General features: G+C 55.8%; 16 protein-coding genes. 11 read left to right on the top strand and 5 right to left on the bottom strand.

Annotation, left to right across the window (positions count from 1 at the left end):
* The first annotated feature begins 204 nt into the window (after positions 1 to 204).
* Both LEP6406_RS0221380 and LEP6406_RS0221375 read left to right on the top strand, forming a co-directional pair.
* Positions 205 to 417, top strand: a complete 213-nt coding sequence (locus LEP6406_RS0221380) for a hypothetical protein (RefSeq protein WP_155834739.1) — start codon at positions 205 to 207, stop codon at positions 415 to 417.
* 109 nt (positions 418 to 526) lie between these two features.
* On the top strand, positions 527 to 1141 hold the full coding sequence (locus LEP6406_RS0221375; protein ID WP_008316965.1) for a hypothetical protein: 615 nt from the start codon (positions 527 to 529) through the stop codon (positions 1139 to 1141).
* A gap of 384 nt (positions 1142 to 1525) precedes the next feature.
* Here the strand turns inward: LEP6406_RS0221375 and LEP6406_RS0221370 are convergent, their stop codons facing one another.
* The 4 genes from LEP6406_RS0221370 to LEP6406_RS0221360 all read right to left on the bottom strand — a co-directional run bounded on the left by LEP6406_RS0221370 (position 1526) and on the right by LEP6406_RS0221360 (position 4697).
* Entirely contained in the window at positions 1526 to 3556 is a 2031-nt protein-coding gene (locus tag LEP6406_RS0221370) for a ribonuclease catalytic domain-containing protein (RefSeq protein ID WP_008314420.1), read from the bottom strand.
* A gap of 47 nt (positions 3557 to 3603) precedes the next feature.
* Positions 3604 to 3819 (bottom strand): 30S ribosomal protein S18, encoded by a 216-nt coding sequence (gene rpsR / locus LEP6406_RS0221365; RefSeq protein WP_008314422.1) that lies wholly within the window; start codon positions 3817 to 3819, stop codon positions 3604 to 3606.
* 32 nt (positions 3820 to 3851) lie between these two features.
* Positions 3852 to 4040 carry a 50S ribosomal protein L33 gene (rpmG, locus tag LEP6406_RS31575; RefSeq protein ID WP_008314424.1) on the bottom strand — a complete coding sequence of 63 codons (189 nt, stop codon included), beginning with the start codon at positions 4038 to 4040 and terminating at the stop codon, positions 3852 to 3854.
* A 96-nt stretch (positions 4041 to 4136) separates the two neighbouring features.
* Positions 4137 to 4697, bottom strand: coding sequence for a phycobiliprotein lyase (locus tag LEP6406_RS0221360; RefSeq protein ID WP_008314426.1), 561 nt, complete (start codon positions 4695 to 4697; stop codon positions 4137 to 4139).
* Between the two features lie 528 nt (positions 4698 to 5225).
* On the opposite strand from LEP6406_RS0221360, the gene LEP6406_RS0221355 reads away from it, so the two are divergent.
* The 9 genes from LEP6406_RS0221355 (at position 5226) to LEP6406_RS0221315 (ending at position 12042) form a co-directional block, all read left to right on the top strand.
* Positions 5226 to 5762, top strand: coding sequence for a phycobiliprotein lyase (locus LEP6406_RS0221355; protein ID WP_008314428.1), 537 nt, complete (start codon positions 5226 to 5228; stop codon positions 5760 to 5762).
* A 186-nt stretch (positions 5763 to 5948) separates the two neighbouring features.
* Positions 5949 to 6542 carry a chromophore lyase CpcT/CpeT gene (locus tag LEP6406_RS0221350; RefSeq protein WP_008314430.1) on the top strand — a complete coding sequence of 198 codons (594 nt, stop codon included), beginning with the start codon at positions 5949 to 5951 and terminating at the stop codon, positions 6540 to 6542.
* A 478-nt stretch (positions 6543 to 7020) separates the two neighbouring features.
* The gene (locus tag LEP6406_RS0221345) at positions 7021 to 7539 is read left to right on the top strand and encodes a phycocyanin subunit beta (RefSeq protein ID WP_008314436.1); all 519 of its coding nucleotides are present in this window, start codon (positions 7021 to 7023) and stop codon (positions 7537 to 7539) included.
* Between the two features lie 74 nt (positions 7540 to 7613).
* Positions 7614 to 8102 (top strand): phycocyanin subunit alpha, encoded by a 489-nt coding sequence (gene cpcA, locus LEP6406_RS0221340; protein WP_008314438.1) that lies wholly within the window; start codon positions 7614 to 7616, stop codon positions 8100 to 8102.
* Positions 8103 to 8207: 105 nt separating this feature from the next.
* Positions 8208 to 9029: a phycobilisome linker polypeptide gene (locus LEP6406_RS0221335; RefSeq protein ID WP_008314440.1), complete on the top strand. Its 822-nt coding sequence runs from the start codon at positions 8208 to 8210 to the stop codon at positions 9027 to 9029.
* Positions 9030 to 9147: 118 nt separating this feature from the next.
* Positions 9148 to 10014 carry a phycobilisome linker polypeptide gene (locus LEP6406_RS0221330; protein ID WP_008314442.1) on the top strand — a complete coding sequence of 289 codons (867 nt, stop codon included), beginning with the start codon at positions 9148 to 9150 and terminating at the stop codon, positions 10012 to 10014.
* Between the two features lie 163 nt (positions 10015 to 10177).
* Positions 10178 to 10444, top strand: a complete 267-nt coding sequence (locus tag LEP6406_RS0221325) for a phycobilisome linker polypeptide (protein WP_304607859.1) — start codon at positions 10178 to 10180, stop codon at positions 10442 to 10444.
* Positions 10445 to 10463: 19 nt separating this feature from the next.
* On the top strand, positions 10464 to 11288 hold the full coding sequence (locus LEP6406_RS0221320) for a HEAT repeat domain-containing protein (protein WP_263971210.1): 825 nt from the start codon (positions 10464 to 10466) through the stop codon (positions 11286 to 11288).
* A gap of 40 nt (positions 11289 to 11328) precedes the next feature.
* Positions 11329 to 12042 carry a HEAT repeat domain-containing protein gene (locus tag LEP6406_RS0221315; protein ID WP_008314448.1) on the top strand — a complete coding sequence of 238 codons (714 nt, stop codon included), beginning with the start codon at positions 11329 to 11331 and terminating at the stop codon, positions 12040 to 12042.
* A gap of 63 nt (positions 12043 to 12105) precedes the next feature.
* Here LEP6406_RS0221315 and LEP6406_RS0221310 read toward each other — a convergent pair whose 3' ends face one another.
* Positions 12106 to 15765 (bottom strand): WD40 repeat domain-containing protein, encoded by a 3660-nt coding sequence (locus tag LEP6406_RS0221310; RefSeq protein ID WP_008314450.1) that lies wholly within the window; start codon positions 15763 to 15765, stop codon positions 12106 to 12108.
* Positions 15766 to 15818 lie beyond the last annotated feature (53 nt).

Genomic DNA, 15818 nt, shown 5'->3' with positions numbered 1-15818 from the left:
AAGTTGAGTTATCTACACTCTATTAGTGTGCCCACCACTTAGATCCTCCCAGGGATTTAGGAGATAGTTCGATACATCTCCCCCGTATTTCTGAAGATTTGTCTAGGCCGCCAGAATTATTCAGATCTTCCGGGCTGAATATAAAGCGGGTGAAGAAAAATGCCAGCAGAAGAGTCGGATGCCTTAGGGGTTGCTCAAGGTCTAATGATCACTACCGTGTCTGGAGAGCAGGAGGCAGCGAACCAGCGCTTTGAAAACCTGCTAGCCGATGCCAGGGCAGACCGGCAAAGGGCAGACCGCGATGGTCAAGGACCGGGCCATCGCGCATTCAAGGAGGCTGAACACCGAGCATTCCTGGAAACCTTTCCAACCCTGCTAGCAGAACTAGCCCGGATCTGGGGTCGGCTAGCCCGCTAGCGGAAATATATGGCCATGAACATTACCACCTTCGGCAAGTCCATCTGGTCGTGGTACAACAGTGTCTGCGGATTGATGAAAAGATGATGAAAATATATTTAAGGTAAACATGCTGACTGTTGTTCACCGCCGGGGAGTATTTGCGGGGATTGTCACCGCTGTCCTAGGGCTGTTGGTGGCATTACCCTTCACTATTGGTCATCCCGTGGCTCCCTTTACCATTTTGTTGGTGGCCTTTGGGGGTGTCATGGTCCTGCGGCGCTTTCTGGGTTTACCGAAGTACGCTACAGCCTATTGGGCCGGATGTTTGGCGGCCTTAGTCATGCTGCTGCCCATCAGTGCCCTTGTTAAATTCGCCGAACAGGGCTTCAATCAAGGCCCTTTCTATGGCCAGGTCTATACCGATGGGGTTACCGGGCTAGAAGCTGGCGATCGCCTTGAGTATCGTGATGGTGACCTCGTGGTGTACAACCGCCAAGCACAGCGTGCGCCAGTGCTGACTTACCGAGTAGGGCAAGACCTCCGCTGGGCGGTAGAGATGGATGTCAGCCAAGCTCCAGCCTACGAGAACTATCACCTGTCCAAAATCGAAGATCTCAGCTTGTTCTACGGCATCTTGCGCGATCGCATCGACTTTACTGGCGAGTGGGACTTTGGCACCGAGCGAGGCCGGATCTTTTTGTGGAAATGGGGCCAATTCCAAAAATTTTACTTGGGCTGGTAACCCAGGAATGTCCACAAAACTGGGCATAGTTAACGTCAATTCGGCATCAGCGCTGTCACCCCGCCGGGAATTCAAAATTCCCGGCTAACAGGCTCTAGTCCATTTTTAATGGCCATTAAAAATGGACTGGGAGCTGGGCTGGAGATAGGGGGGCGAGTCCGTTTTAACGGACTTCTGCTATGAGCCAGGGCAATTTATTCCCTGGCGGATGGGCAGCGAAGCTTAAGTCGAACTCAGGTTAGTTAGCCTAAAACTCTTGATTTTCCGTTCTATAGCGATCCTGTATGAGCCTTGAGTAAGCCTCTTGCTCCGTGGGTTACGCTTCGCTTGACCCACGCTACGAAGGTCTTCAGAAATCAAAAATGTCGATCTATTTATCTACTCCTAGGCTACGGACTCCGTGATGTCCTCTAGGACAACCTCCGCCATGCGGATCACATCCTGGCGGGGGTTGGCATGGGTGACTCGCACCTGGAATTCTTCTCCCAGGGTCATGTCTCGTTCTAGACGTACCCCCAACTCCAGGCCCAACTCCTCTAGCAGAATCAGCCCCAGCAATTCCGACTCCCGTAACCATCGCAGCAACATCGCTTGCCAAACCTGATCTGGATGCCGTCGCAAATACTCCAAGGCCCAATAACGCTTGGTTTGGCGCTCTACCAAGACCGCTTCATAGGCGGCAGTACTCGCTCCCTGCATCAATTCCGTCATCTCCGTGGAGGAAAAGGGCAAGGGATCTCCCCGCAGATGGGCCTTAATTTGAAAATGGGCCAGCAGGTCTGTATAGCGACGAATGGGGGAGGTAACCTGGCTATAGCTTGCCAGTCCCAGGGTGGCATGGCGGGCAGGGGTCAGACCCATTTCACTGCGCGACATACAACGCCGGATGGCGGAATAGCGAGCAGGTCCGGAGGGCAACTGCATCAGTTCCTCCTCTGGTGGTAACTCTGGCTGGGGCTGGCTACGGAAGGGAATGGCTAAGTCATGTTCCTGGCCATAGCGGGCCGCCACTTCCCCCGTCAAAATCATCATCTCCGCCACCATCTGGCGGGCCGGGGAATCTTCTAAAAGCTGGATATCAATGTCGTCTTCCTGCTCTGAGACACGGATGGAGGACTCGGGCATGTGAATTGCGATCGCGCCCTGGGTACTGCGCCACTGTTGCCGCACCTGGGACCATTCTGCGATTGCCAATAGTTCTGACTCCGCCTGCACCCCCAGATCCAACATTTCATCCACATCCTCATAGGTGAGGCGGTAGGTGGGGCGGATATGGCTAGGGGCAATACGGTAGCTCTCAACATCCCCCGCCGCCGTCAGGATAATGCCAAAACTCAGGGCACAACACACCTCACCCTGGATTAAGCTCATCGGTCCCGTCGCCAACTCCAGGGGAAACATGGGGATCATCCCCGTGGGCAGATAAAGAGTGGTGCTGCGACGGCGAGCATCCAAGTCTAGGGTATCCCCAGGGAAGACCCAGCGAGTTGGGTCCGCAATATGCACCCAGAGGCGCTGACGACCATCCTCTAGCGTTTCTAAACTGACCCCATCATCAATCTCGCGGGTGCTGGCATCATCCACGGTATAGACCTTAAGGTGGGTCAAATCCAATCGCTGGGAATCGGGATCGGGCGGGGGATTTTGCAGGCGTTGCTGCGCCATAGCAAAGGCGGCCTCATTGAACTGGGTAGGAATCTGGCTACGCCGCAGGGCCAGATTTTCGTGGGGGCTCCAGAGGTTAAGACTTACCAAGAGCTGAAAGGCATCGGTGGGGGTAGTCGCCCACTCTAAAGCCGCCAGGGTATCCTGAGCCAGGGTGCGTTGACTCGCTTCTTCCCCCAGCAAGGCATATTTCTCTAGGGCCTCTAGCCGAGGGCGATCGCTTTTTTGCCATTCTAACGACTCTCCCGCTAAGGCTTGGGCTACCCGCCCTAGGAAGCCCTCCCACTCAGTTCGTCGTTGCGCTTCCTTCTCAATCTGATGGCGCAGTTCTTCAACTTGGGAGGCGGGTCGAGGCTCATAGCGATCGCCCTTTTGTTTGAAATACAGTTTGTCCTCCGCCAGGAGGCGATGGGCAGCGTAGCAGAATGGGGGCTGATCATCAGAGAACAGCAGCACTGCGAGGCTCACCGGGTCTGTTGTCTCCCCATCTTCACTGAGGAGTTCCCAAGCCACCTGCAAGCTAGAGGGGTCCATATAGGCTTCCGCCTCTGCCCGCAGGCGGGCTAGGGCCGTTGCATCTGCCGGATCCCCCGCCCCTGCCACCTGAAAGGTAATGTCGCGGGGATGGAGCACATGGGATTGCCCCCGCTCATCCACCGCCACCCAGTTTTTTTTACCCTCGGGGCGCTCTAGAACCCCGAGTCGAGGGGTGCCCTGGACCCGAAACTCGACCAGTGTTCCTCTTTCCACGGTCCTGTGCTCCCCGACCTAATAACGATTTGCCAAGCTATCCCAGATTAGCCTTCGGTGTTCACGTAGGGTAGCAGTGAGATTGCCCGCGCCCGCTTGATTGCAGTGGTCAGGTGCCGCTGCTGCTGGGCTGTGAGTCCACTGATGCGCCGGGGCAGAATTTTACCCCGATCGGTGATGAACTTGCGTAGCAAGTCAACATCTTTGTAGTCAATTTTTTCTTCGGGTTTGATGGGGGAAACCCGGCGACGGAAATAGGCCATGAGAATCCTTTGGAGTGAACTTCCTAAGTGAATTACTTAATTTCTTTATGGACGGTGTGCTTGTTGCAGTGGGTGCAGAATTTCTTCAACTCCATGCGCCCCGTCGTGTTCCGACGATTTTTCTGAGTGGTGTAGCGCGAAACCCCGGCAGACCGCTTACTGGGGTTTGTACGGCACTCCGTACATTCCAGCGTGATCACAATGCGAACGCCTTTAGCCATGACCGTTAAACCAGCTTGGGATAATAAGAGACACAATCTCCTATTTTTCCACAGCTTACCGGGTTTGTGCAAATTCTCGTCAGAATTATCACCCCATTACCCTTTCTGCTCCACCCCAAACCCCGCCAGCAACAGCGTCTCCAGCGGCCCATCGGCGGCAGGACGCTGATAGTTAAGAATACGTCGAACCCGTAGGGTCGGGTTCACCAGGGTAATGGAGTCTACGGAAACGACCTTGGTGTAGCGGGTGGTCATCAGCAGTTCTCGACTGGTCAGGGTGTAGCGGAAACGAGAAATGATGGGCCGCTCTTCTTCGTAGGCGCGATCGCGCAAATAATCGCCGGCTAAAACCCCGGCTGAGTCTTCCTGGGGAATAAACAGCATCCGCAATTCTTGGCTTACCTCTTCGCCCGCTTCAGATACCGTGTGGAATCCCAGACGAAATCCCGGCAGAGACTCCAGTGCCTCTGGAGCTTCGTATTCATAGTGGTTGTCCGCCAGCACCTTTTGCTTGAGGTCCAGGGAGATGGGGTCTACCCGAAACGTCGTGCGCGATCGCTCAATTTCCTGGTGACTCAAATAGTGGTACGTGCGCTCTGAGATCCAGTCGCCCACACAACAGTCGAAGAAGGATTGAAAGTCCTGTATGCCCTGCATTGCTATCTCTGTCCCTGGGCCAAGCTAGCCCCTTCACCACAAACCCTATGGTCTAGTGTACTCGCGCCCCTGACCCTTAACTCTGACCACCCCACCGATGGATCAGTCGGCAGGAGAAGCCGACGGCAACCTCACAAGTCTCGTGATCGCCCGACAGCGTGAGGATGTCCCCAACGACAGATCTCGGCCCACTCTGGAGCTAAAAACCGTCCCCAGACCCAGGCCCCCGTAGACGGGTATAAATGCTCACAGTTTTATCGGGAAGACTAGTTAAAAGTAGGGCTGCTATCGGCCCCTACCCTAGGGGCAACCCCAAAAGTTGTCACGAGAGGGAGGTAACCGTTAGCATTGATCCTAGAGTTACAAAACTTAACTTTCGCGATTAATTGTCGCAGGGTTTAGGTCTTGAACTGGGTTGCTCCTTGGGTAATTGGCCTTGATGGGTTTCGGTCCCCCGTTAGGCTGGTTTCGGTTTTGTCTTTTGACTCGTTTGTCGGTTGTTCATCCCTAATTTTCTGGCCCAAGCCTATGCCCTACTCCCTTGATACGGCTCGGATCCTTGCAGAACCTCTGGTCACTGCTTTCTTTCGCCATTGCGAAGGGGACTGGCGCTCTGAGCGGCGCTACTACACCCTCAAGAGCGGAGAAGCCCAAGAGGTTGTGAGTGATCTAACCATCCGCTTTCTGGAGGCTGACAGTGCTGAACTGCGACACCTCTCGCAACTGCATCACTTGGAAGCATCCCAACCATTAGTCTGTGGAGCCCAGGTGTCTTGGGAAAGCAACTACATCAAAACAGGCCGCAAACCCGTAGTGGGCTCCACCCTATTTGGGGTGCGGGGCTCGACGCTATTTCGCGATCGCGGTTTTGCCACGAGTAAGCCTGTAACAGCAGATTACTATTTCCTCGACCCCCGCACGATGGTTCTGAAAACCGTCTATGACGGTTCCAGCTTTGAAGAAGAAATCAAGCTCATCGGCGATCGCACCCGTACTCGCCAGACCATCATTTCCCGTGCAGGGGAAGAGCAGGTCATTGGCCAGTACCTAGAGCAACGGCGTTAAGACACCAGATTTGGAAAGTTGGCTGTTTCCTGAGCGGAGTCGAAGGAAATAGCAGGAAACAGGGAATTCCCCTCGGAGCCACGCGGGGAACACGACTAGCCTCGCCAGCAGCATAGAGAAGCAAAACCCAAGCGCTTACAATGGCATCACAGTATTGACCGTTGCCGCGCCTGTAGCTTTTCGACTATGACCCACGCCGCTGACATCGCTACCTTAGCCCGCTGGATGGCCGCAGACTTTAGCAACCAGCCCCAAGCCTTTGAGAATCCTCCCCTGTTTGCTCACATTCGAGTGTGTATGCGACCCCTGCCCTACACCCTCATGGGTGGGGTCAGTCTGTACCTAGAGCAAGCCTATGATTTCATGCTGACCCAGCCTTACCGGGCACGGGTGCTGAAGCTAATTCTGGTAGACGGGAAGATTCAGATCGAAAACTACCTGATTCAGGATGAGGCCAGCTTTCATGGGGCTGCCCGCGATCGAGATCGCCTCAGTTCCCTCACTGCGGCCCACCTAGAAAGGATGCCGGGATGCAACATGACGGTGGATTGGACCGGCCACAGCTTTCGAGGCCAGGTTGAGCCTGGAAAAGCCTGCATGGTGGTCCGTAACGGTAAAACCACCTACCTAGACAGCGAATTTGAGATTGATGGCCAACACTTTACCAGTTGGGATCGGGGACGCGACCCGGATACTGACGAGCACCTATGGGGATCCCTCGCGGGAGCGTTTCAGTTTAGCCCCCGTGCTAGCTATGCCCATGAAGTGACCTTGAGCTAGGGCAAAAGCCATATTTATGCCCCTAACCTTTCTTTGATTGTTGAGTTTCGTAAAGAAAAATGAGGGGATAAATCAACTTGGAGATCTTGGAAACCCTATCAGGGCTAGCCATTGAGTCTTTGGGAAGGTGCGATCGCACCCAAAACCCTTAATAACTTGTAAATAATAAAGCCCCAGGGAGTGGTGTATATAAATTCATGAGGGTTTTCTACAGTTCATGAAATCCAGACGGGACAAGCATTTTATTGACTCCTTCTGGGTTCTCACTGTGGATCGCAGCCTTCTCATAATTGACTCCAATGTTTCATTAGGTAACAACCTGTGGCAGACATTGAAGAAATATCAAGAAATGAGGAGTGCGGCCATTGCCTGTCTTTAAGATCCTCCCATACGCGGATTTAGAGCAGCCCCAAGCTGAACTAGCCGTGAAACCAGTCAAAAGACAAACCGAAACTCAACTATCTAGGAGATTGAGTAAATGTTTGATGCATACACTAAAGTCGTTTCCCAAGCTGATGCTCGTGGCGACTTTCTGTCCGGCTCTCAAATGGATGCCCTGAGCGCAGTCGTATCCGGTGGCCTAAAGCGGATTGATGCCGTCAACCGTATGACCGGTAGCGCTTCCAAGATCGTTGGCGACGCAGCTCGCGCTCTGTTCTCCGAGCAGCCCCAACTCATCGCTCCTGGTGGCAACGCTTACACCAACCGTCGCATGGCTGCTTGTCTCCGCGACATGGAAATCGTCCTGCGCTACATCACCTACGCAACCTTCACTGGCGACGCCAGCGTTCTCAACGATCGTTGTCTGAATGGCCTGCGTGAAACCTATGTTGCTCTGGGCGTCCCCGGAGCTTCCGTAGCTGCTGGTATTGAGAAAATGAAGGCTGCTGCTCTCTCCATCGTCATGGATCCCGCTGGTATCACCGCTGGTGATTGCAGTGCGCTCCAGTCTGAGATCGCCAGCTACTTTGATGCTGCTGCTGCTGCTGTTGCCTAGTCCTAGGCAGTTTTCAAGCGCCTCCGCGCTAACTTCTCTAAACCAACAAGATCAACTTTACGGAGACATCCACAATGAAAACTCCTCTGACTGAAGCAGTGGCTACTGCTGATTCCCAAGGTCGTTTCCTGAGTGCTTCTGAACTGCAAGTGGCCTTTGGTCGCCTGCGTCAAGCTCAATCCGGTCTAGAAGCTGCTAAAGCTCTGACCGCTAAAGCTGACAGCTTGGTCAGCGGTGCTGCTCAAGCCGTTTACAACAAGTTCCCCTACACCACCCAAATGCAAGGTGCTAACTACGCCTTCGATCAGCGTGGTAAGGACAAGTGCGCTCGTGACATCGGCTACTACCTGCGCATGGTTACCTACTGCTGTGTGGCTGGTGGCACCGGCCCCATGGACGAGTACCTAATTGCTGGTCTTGATGAAATCAACAGCACCTTCGAACTGTCCCCCAGCTGGTACGTCGAAGCGCTGAAGTATGTCAAAGCCAACCATGGTCTAAGTGGCGATGCAGCTACTGAAGCTAACTCCTACATCGACTACGCAGTCAACGCCCTGAGCTAGACTAGCGGGATTGCCCGGAGGGGCAAACAGTTGTTAGCATTTTTGTTAACGGTTGTTTGCCTGTCCGGGCATTGTTGTATCTGAAAGTGCCAAGGAGACCGGCAAATGGCAGTCACAACTGCGGCGGGACGCCTAGGGGTGTCCCCATTCGACGAGTCGAGGCCAGTAGAGTTACGTCAGAATTGGACCCAAGATGATAGCACGGCGGTTATTCGCGCCGCCTACCGTCAGGTTTTCGGCAATCAGTACATCATGGCCAGCGAACGGCTGGTTAGTGCTGAGTCCCTATTGCGGCAGGGAGATGTTTCGGTGCGCGACTTTGTGCGAGCACTGGCACTTTCTGATCTCTACCGGGAAAAATTCTTCCTTTCTGGACCTCAAAATCGATTTATTGAGCTGAATTTCAAGCATCTGTTGGGGCGTGCGCCCTACAGCCAAGATGAGGTAGCTCACCACACAGACCTCTACGTTCACGCTGGATACGAAGCTGAGATCAATTCCTACATTGATTCGGCGGAGTACGGCGATAACTTTGGAGATAGCGTGGTGCCCTTCAGCCGAGGCTATCTGACCCAGCGTCAGCAAAAAACCGTGGGTTTCCCACGGTTTTTCAAGCTATATCGGGGGTACGCGACGAGCGATCGCAGCCAGCATGCTGGTGTTCGCGCTCGTCTCGTGCAGGAGCTGGCTAAAAACTCTGCTTCCCCCGTCTCAAACGCTAACACAGGGTCGGCCATGGTGGGCGCAGCTGGTGGCGATCGCGAGAAGTTCTACCGACTGCGGGTAAACCAGGCATCGGCTCCGGGCCGACTGCCCCAGGTGCGTCGCAGCAGTGCGGAATATCTGGTGTCCTACGAGCAACTGTCTAGTAGGCTTCAGCAGATCAACCGTGCTGGGGGTCGAGTGACCAGCATCACCCAAGCCTAGACCTTGTTTTAAAAAACAAAATTGCCCTGATTCCCAGTGATTACTTCTCGGAAGGGAAGTAATCGGTGCATCAGGGCCAATTTGATGTTAATGACCTTTACCTTAGGAGGATGGGATCGTGCCTATTACGACAGCGGCATCCCGCCTGGGAACTGCGCCCTTTGACGAGACCGGAGTGGTCGAGTTGCGGGCCAACTGGAGCCGGGAGGATGCGAGTCAAGTCATTCAAGCGGTGTATCGTCACCTGCTGGGCAATGATTATTTGATGAAGTCCGAGCGCCTCGTCAGTGCGGAGTCGCTTCTGCGAGACGGCCACATTTCTGTACGAGAATTTGTGCGGGCCGTAGCTAAGTCCGAGCTTTATAAAAACAAATTCTTTTACGGTAACTTCCAGACTCGCGTCATTGAGTTGCAGTTTAAGCACCTGCTGGGCCGCGCTCCCTACGAAGAGTCGGAGGTGGTTGAGCACCTGGATCGCTACGAGAATGAAGGCTACGACGCCGATGTCGATTCCTTTATTGACAGTGAAGAGTACCAGGCTAGCTTTGGGGACAATGTTGTGCCTCACTACCGCAGCTTTGTCTATCAGGCTGGGCAGCGCAGCACGGGCTTTACCCGGATTTTTCAACTGTATCGGGGCTATGCCACTAGCGATCGTACCCAGTCTGCTGGGCGGCAATCTCGGCTGGCTGGAGAACTAGGCCGCAATCAAGCCTCTTCCATCAAACCACCTGGATCGAGCTCGACCGATACCCGCAAGGGCAATACCACCCCCAGCAAATCCCTGGGAGGGAGCACTCCTTTTGGTGGACAGGACAGTAAACTCTACCGAGTTGAAGTGGTGGGCGGTGTTGGTCGGGGCTATCCTCGGGTCCGACGCACGAACACGGCTTATCTGGTGCCCTACGAGCAGTTGTCCGCTAAGTTACAACAAATTAGCCGTAGTGGGGGCCGGGTCTCTAGCGTCACATTTGCTGGCAACTAGAGGGTCTACTCTGGGATAGGGCTGCTAGCGGTGGGGAGACTAATTTGTCCTTTACCCTAGCAGCTCGATATCGGTTGAGGAGTTAGGTGTCATGGGCTAGGGGGCAGAATGCTCGCCGTCTCGTCCATGGGTACTAGCCCCTGTATTTTGAGAATCACAGGAGATGTCTAAAGTCATGCTGGGTCAAAACGCCTTTGGGACCGCCACGGCCTCCCCTGCGAAGGGACGCCTGTTTGTGTATGAAGTCACTGGTCTACGCCAGAACGAAGCCACCGATCAAAACGGCTATCCTATCCGCAGCAGTGGTAGTGTCTTTATCAAAGTGCCCTATAGCCGCATGAATCAAGAGATGCAGCGGATTACCCGCATGGGAGGCACTATTGTCAGCATTAAGTCACTGAATGCTGTCGGTGAAGGCTGTTCCAGCTAGTCATCTGTCCGAAGCACCCATGACGATGGTAGAGGGCGCGATGCCCAGTGAGTCTTTGACGGTTGAGCAGGCTATTGCTAACCTCAATCAAACCGATGACCCCAGCCTGCGGTATTACGCTGCTTGGTGGCTGGGGCGGTTTCGAGTGTCTCAGCCTGCTGCGATCGCGGCGTTGGTAACGGCCTTGGATGATGAGGCTGACCGTTCTCCTGATGGCGGTTATCCTCTGCGGCGAAATGCGGCTCGGGCACTGGGAAAACTTCAGGATCCCAGCGTGGGTCTAGCTCTGATTCAGTGTCTCGATTGTCCGGACTATTATGTCCGGGAGGCGGCGGCCCAAGCCCTAGGGGATTTGGGTGATCGCACCTGTATTGAGGCCCTCCAAGCCAAGCTGGTGGGAGGGGTTGAGGCGGCAGTGCCGGTACCAGGGAAACCCCACCTAGTGGAGCCCTACGGGGCTATTCTAGAAACCCTCGGCATGTTGAAGGCTACGACTGCGATCGCGGCAATTCGGCCCTTTCTCCGTCACTCGGTGCCAGCAGTACAGAACTCTGCCGCCCGTGCACTTTACCAGCTCACCGGGGAAGAGCAGTACGCGGAACAACTTGTCACGGTGCTGCAAAGCCCGACTCTGCAACTGCGACGATCGGCGTTGATGGATCTGGGGGCGGTGGGCTATCTGCCCGCAGCGGAGGCCATCGCTGCCACACTGGCGGAAAATAGCCTCAAGCTGATTGCCCTGAAGGGACTGCTGGATCAACATCTGACGGCTCCCGAGGGCCAGCCTCCGGTGCTGAGCGATCGTGTGATCGCAGTGATGGATTTAATGGATGAATTACTCTGATATCCATCGCCTAGAGTCCCCAGGGAGAGTAGCGTAGACCTTGGTCATAGAAACGGGTTCAATTCAGGAGCGTATCCGTGCCGTTGAGGCAGCGGATTCAGCGTTGGCACTGGTGCAGGCGGTGCGTAGCCTTGCCATGGCAAAGGATCCAGCGGCTATTCCCACCCTGATCACAGTTTTGGGGTTCAACAATCCCGGTGCGGCGGTGATGGCAGTGGATGGGCTGGTGGGACTGGGGGCGGCGGCGGTTCCCGCCTTGCTGGAACAGATTGATGGCTATAACTACGGAGCCCGAGCCTGGGCCATTCGCGCCTTGGCCCTCATCGGTGATCTTCGTGCCCTAGAGATTTTGGTGGATACGGCTCGAGGTGACTTCGCCCTGAGTGTGCGACGGGCCGCAGCTAAGGGTTTGGGAGCCCTCCGCTGGCAGGACATGGCGTCGGGTGAGATCGCCCCTGCCCAAGCCTCTGTCCAAGCGGCTCTGTTAATGGCCTCAGCGGACCCTGAATGGGTGGTGCGCTACGCTGCGGTTGTCGGCTTGGCGGGTCTAGCCACCGCCCTGGGTGCTAATATCCCGGAGTCAGATAATGGGGGAACTCTTGTTACCTGTGCTGCATCGACCCTAGCAGTGGCAAACCCGGAGGCCAGCATCACTACCTGCCTGGAGGCTCTCCAACAGCGTGCGATCGCAGACGAAGAAATTTTAGTCCGGGCACGGGCACAGCGAGCCATTGATCTGCTGACGGTGGGATAGAAGGATAGAGCGGCCTAATGCAGCGCAATAGAGTAGTAAAATAAAACGGCAGAATAAAGCCTGTTAGCCTTCCACCGCCCCCAAGGCATAGAGCATCTGCCGTTCCACCTCCGTGAGCCCCTGACAGCCATCGATAATCATGGATTCATAGGGTCGATCGACTCGAAGCTGTCCATACATATCCCCGGTCGCCAAATCCCAGAGGGTAATTTGGCCGCTGGTGGTGGCGGTCATTAGCCAGCACCCATCGGCACTTGGGGCCACATGCCATAGCGGCTGGGGGCTGTCCAAGGTAAAGGACCGTTGTCGCTGGGACAGATTCCATATCTCTAGGGTTTGGGTATCCCCGACCACAGCCAAGGGTGTGCCCTCGACATCTAGGGTAATGCAATAAATCAGAGGCCGGGGAGACTCCCAGGTGGACATCAGGGTTTGGGTAGACAGATCCCACTGACGCACCGTCCCATCCCGACTACCACTGAACAGGGTATGCCCCTCTGGAGCAAAACAGAGGGTGTGAATGCGCCGATGATGGCTACCTAGCCGCAGCCATTCCTGGCCCTGACAATCCCAACCGCTGAGACTATGGTCGTGGCTCCCACACACCAGCGTCTCGCCATCGGGAGCAAAGGCGATCGCGCCAATGGCGCGATCATGGGCTGGGGTGCTCCATTGGCGAGTCCGGGTCGGTAGATGCCAGAGGCTGAGGTTACCTTGGTCATCCCCAAGAGCCAACCAGGTTTCCGTGGCATCCAGGGCTAGGGTTGTTAGGGGCGCTTCGGGGCGAATCCCCCCTAACCATTCCTGTTTTCCACAGTGCCAGAGATGCAACTCCATCTCATCTCCTACGATCCACATCTGGTTTAGCGATCCAGTTGCGAGGATGCGTAGGGCACCCGAAAAAGTGAGTTTGAGCCGGGTTTGGGGTCGCCAGTGGGGAGTCAGGGTATCTTGCCCCCAACAGCGCAGGGTGTGATTGGGATGGGCGCTGAGAATTCGAGGCGGGGAATCTCCAGTCAGAGCGAGGGCGGTTGCTAGGGGATAATGGCCGCCCCAGGTCCGCCAGCGATCGCAACTGGGAACCTGCCACAGTTGTACTTGGTAGTCGCTAGAGACCATCAACCGATCCCCCTGGGGGCTAAAGGCCAGGGTATGGACTAGGGTATTGAGGTTGCGAGTCTTGAGCAATTGGCCCGTGGTCAGATCCCACAGGCGCACGGTGCGGGCCACGTCGCCGACGGCCCCATAGCGGCCATCGGGGCTGATCGCTGCCGCCATCACCGTTTCACAGGTCCCCTCCATGATTCGACAGGCAAACCCTGAGGCAATTTCCCACAGGACAATTTGTCCCTCGTCACAGCCTAGGGTGACAGCACGAGGGGGATCCTCACTGCTAGCCCCCGGCCCATAGCCTACGGTCCCCAACCAAGCGACTACCCGCCCCCGAAAATGATGGCGGGGTTCCCCACTATCTGCGTGCCACTCCCTGGCCATGCCATCCCGCCCACTGGTGGTGAGGAAGCGGCCACAGGGACTCGCCGCGATCGCAGCAATACCACCGCTATGGGCCAAGCGTTGGCAGTAGCATTCCCCCGAGGCTAAGCCCCATAGGTAAAGGGTTCCAGCGCTATCCCCTGCGGCCAGCCATTGACCCTGGGGATCAAAGGTGAGGGCCTGAATGGCGGCATTAGCTGTAGCCGCTAAGACCTCGGGGCCGGAGATATTGGGCAGGGACCACAGTTGAACTTGACCCTCCCGGTGACCCTCTGCCAGGGTCTTGCCGTCGGGGCTGAGGGCAATGGCACTCACGGCACTGGAGGAGCCTAGCCTCAACCCCGCCTCTAGACGACCGTCCTCTGTGCGCCACACTAACAGACAGCCCGATTGATCTCCCACTGCGATCGCAGTGCCATCGGGGGTCAGCGCCAGCACAGGAGATCGCCCCAGGGGTTTGGCTAGGGCTGTCTGGGCCAGACTTGCGCCCGCCAAGGAAACACCCTGAAACTGATCGCTCTGGAGATCGGTTCCCCGCAAAGATAGATGACAGCAATCCAACGCCACTAGGGGCAATTGCCAATGTTGAGCCAAGTTGAGGAGATTGCCGGGACTAAAGCCCTGGGGCTGAGGGGGCAGCTCGCGGCTAGCCTGGAGCAACCGTTGAACCCAAGGCAGACGATCGGCCACAGGGATCTGGTCTGCCAAAACCGCTGCAATTGGTTCCAGCAGATGACGGCGTTGCCAACGCTGAATATGCTCCGGGCTCTCGGGTTGAATCAGGGGATAGCGATGGAGCCCCTGAAGCCAGTCCGTCTCCCGACCCTGCCGAAAAGTGGCCTGCCGAAACGTAGACACCCATCGTTCGCACAGGTAGCCCCCGAGAAGGGAGGGCAGAACTAGGGTGAGTTTAGCCCTCGGGGCTACCCCCAGTTGACACAGCCCCCGGTTTTGCAAGGAGAGCATCAGCGCCAGACGATCCCGGCCCTCCAGGGTGCTCAGGGCTTCAGGGGACAAGGGACGATGGCCGATAGCCAATTCCGTCAGCACCGCCTGCTCCGATTCACTGAGAGCCGTCAACCAATCGTCTAAGTAGTTAACCATGGCCGGTAACAGGGGATCGGCCTGGGATTGTTCTGCCTGAAGATGGGCCTGAAGACTGGCCTGGAAATTAGCCTGGAGCCCAGGACCAAAGACCTGGAGATGGGCCACCAGATGTTGCATTAGCCGAGGGATACCTCCGTATTGGCGATGAATAATTTGCCAGTTACTGGAGCTGATCTGGAGGCTGGGCATCCCCAAAGACCATTCCTCTAGGGCTGAAGGGGATAATCCCTTGAGGACAAGACAGCGCGATCGCGCCCCTAACCCTGTACTCAGGGTGCTCGGCATTTCCCGCCCCACCCACAACACACAGCTCCGATGGTTATCGTCTCGTAACCGCTGGAGCAGGTAATCATAATCCTCAAAAGTGGGGCTATAGCTACCTGCTAAATCTCCCACCTGGTGAAATACCTCTACCCCGTCAATAACCAGGGCATAGGCTTTCTGGGCTAACTCCTGCACCAAAGCCCGGACCAGGGTGGTAAAAGAAACCGCGCAATCATACTCAATATTGAGGCCCGTCAGAATTTCCAAAACCAGGTTCTGGGGCGTGGGTCGGTCCTCCAGGCTGAGATACACCACGCGGTGAAAGCGCTGCTGGTTCTGCTGCAAAAACTTCACCGCCAGCCAGGTTTTTCCGACCCCAGGAACGCCCACCACCCCAATCAGGCGAGAGTGCTTATCTAAGGCCCAGTGGCTGAGTTGGGTCAGCTCCTGATCCCGGCCACAAAACCCAGTGATGGCAATGCGGAGACTGCCCCAATCGGCAGGCAATTTAGGCTTCAGGGACGGGCTAGGAACGAGACCGTTGTCCGGGGGACCGAGAGGAAATTCTGAGACACCAGCAGCGACCCCTTGACGATGCATCCAGCGTTCGATAGCCGTGCGAAAGTTTTTCTTGCTCACCGGCATCTCTAGCGCCTTGGTGAGATCTTGCCAGAGGTGGGGGCCGACATCGCGACTGAGATACCCCTTGGTGTAGCCTAACCGAACCGCCATTTGGTCATAGGTCTGCCCGTCCCAAGACTCTGAAAGCACGTCCCGCTCTACATCCCGCAAGCCCACCCCATCCCGCACCTGTTGGATGGCCTGGTCTGCATGCCGAAACGCTGTATCAAAGTCCATCGTTCCACTACTCAGTGTTTACCCTGATGCTGCCTTTGAGTCTATCCTGAGTT

Origin of the sequence: Leptolyngbya sp. PCC 6406 (genome assembly GCF_000332095.2) — a bacterium.
Lineage (GTDB): Bacteria > Cyanobacteriota > Cyanobacteriia > Phormidesmidales > Phormidesmidaceae > PCC-6406.
Note: the sequence above shows the minus strand (reverse complement) of the source record. Positions and strands in the feature narration are given on the sequence as shown.